This is a genomic window from Paenibacillus sp. 01T422 (assembly GCF_056398785.1).
The window spans coordinates 1-1560 of record NZ_JBFTQB010001176.1 but is presented as its reverse complement, the minus strand read 5'-3'; the positions used below and the strand labels follow the sequence as shown (position 1 = coordinate 1560).

Annotated in this window: 2 protein-coding genes; one reads left to right on the top strand and one right to left on the bottom strand. The window is 47.2% G+C overall.

Annotated features, from left to right (window positions below; translation table 11 throughout):
* Positions 1 to 1019, top strand: a 1019-nt coding sequence (locus AC1DUA_RS36895) for a YkvI family membrane protein (protein WP_477504450.1), incomplete at its 5' end; no start/stop codon positions are given.
* Here AC1DUA_RS36895 and AC1DUA_RS36890 read toward each other — a convergent pair.
* Positions 960 to 1391 carry a hypothetical protein gene (locus tag AC1DUA_RS36890; RefSeq protein ID WP_477504449.1) on the bottom strand — a complete coding sequence of 144 codons (432 nt, stop codon included), beginning with the start codon at positions 1389 to 1391 and terminating at the stop codon, positions 960 to 962. The two genes, AC1DUA_RS36895 and AC1DUA_RS36890, sit on opposite strands and share 60 nt — an antisense overlap.
* Positions 1392 to 1560 lie beyond the last annotated feature (169 nt).

The window sequence follows — 1560 nt, the reverse complement described above, 5'->3', positions numbered from 1 at the left end:
TCCGTATTGCCTTTACCTATATCGGAACTGTCGTTGGAGCAGGGTTTGCTTCTGGACAAGAGATTTTGCAATTTTTTACGCGCTATGGATGGATAGCAACATTAACGATCGCTTTATCTACCATTCTGTTTATATGGATTGGCATAAAACTTATGCTAATGGCTCATACATTGAAAGCTACTTCTTATGAGGATTTGAACCGAGTCATTTTTGGACCGAAAATAGGGAATTGGATCAGCTTGTTTACCATGATCGTGCTGTTCGGAATCACAACCGTCATGCTTGCCGGTGGCGGCACGGTATTCGAGGAGCAGCTTCATCTGTCCTATCAGACTGGACTTTTGGTCACCTTGGTACTTTCCTATCTCGTATTATCGCGAGGAATTGGAGCCATCATGACAGTCAACTCGATTGTCGTTCCTATTATGCTGCTTTTTAGCGTAGTTATTGTCGTCTATACGTGGCATTCTCCGTCATCAGGAAACTGGCTGCGGATCACAACGGATGATTCTCTTGGTAAAATATGGTTCGCCCCATTTCTCTATACAGCCTTTAATTTGGCTATGGCACAAGCCGTTCTGGTGCCGATGGGAGCTTCTATCACGAAGCGTTCAGATCTGTACTGGGGTGGGCTTATCGGAGGTGCTGGCATTGGACTGCTGCTCCTCTCCGCCCACTATGCGCTTTCAGCGCAAATGCCTGGTATTGCCCAATATGAGATTCCAATGGGGAATATCATTAACAGGCTGGGCTCCGCCCCGCAAATTGCTTATTTGCTCGTTATTTACGGAGAGATTTTCACAACTTTTATCGCCGACGCGTACGGCCTGTCCTTGCAGTTGCAGCAACGCACGAAATTAAACCCTAAGCTATTGCTGCTTAGCATCTTAGGACTTAGTTATCTGGTCAGTCAAATTGGTTTTAAAACGCTTCTTGCCGCTCTGTACCCTGTATTTGGCTTAATTAGTGTGGTCTGGCTCGTGCTCATGATCTGGCGCAACCGTAAACGTGCGGTGTAAGACTCCTGTTTGGGCGAAGCCGAGAACGACAATCAAACGGACCAGCAATAAAAGCATCCCCATCGCGCATAAAATAAGGCCAGTGAGCAAATAGGAAAAATGAAAATTAGCAGTTGTCGCCGTTTGATCACGCAAGATCGCGAATAGCTGAGCTAACAATAGCAACAAACCACTGATAAACAGTCCGATCACCGCATAGTCCATCACGGTCCAGCGCGAGAAATAGCTCACCGCAACCTCTACCTGACTCAAAGCCTTCGGCGCTGCCGCCTGCTGACGCCAAAGTTGATGAATCATCCAAGCTGTATAAATGGCAACACCAGTTACAAAAAGTCCTAGAAACCCGCCCACTATCGCGAGTAGCATATTCATGCCTAACGCTCCCTTTCTAATTGTCGACTATCCATGCCGCAGACCATAAATGAGGATCAGCGTTAAACCAAAGCAAAGAACCGGAAGCGCATAAAGAAGGGGGAACAGCATCCAGCTCGGGAGGTTCATCGCTGGTTTCCATAGGAGCTGAAGCCGTCTCACTTCAGCC

Coding starts and splice junctions, on each gene's coding strand:
- AC1DUA_RS36890 (WP_477504449.1), bottom strand. CDS start 1,391: ATGAATATGCTACTCGCGATAGTGGGCGGGTTTCTAGGACTTTTTGTA.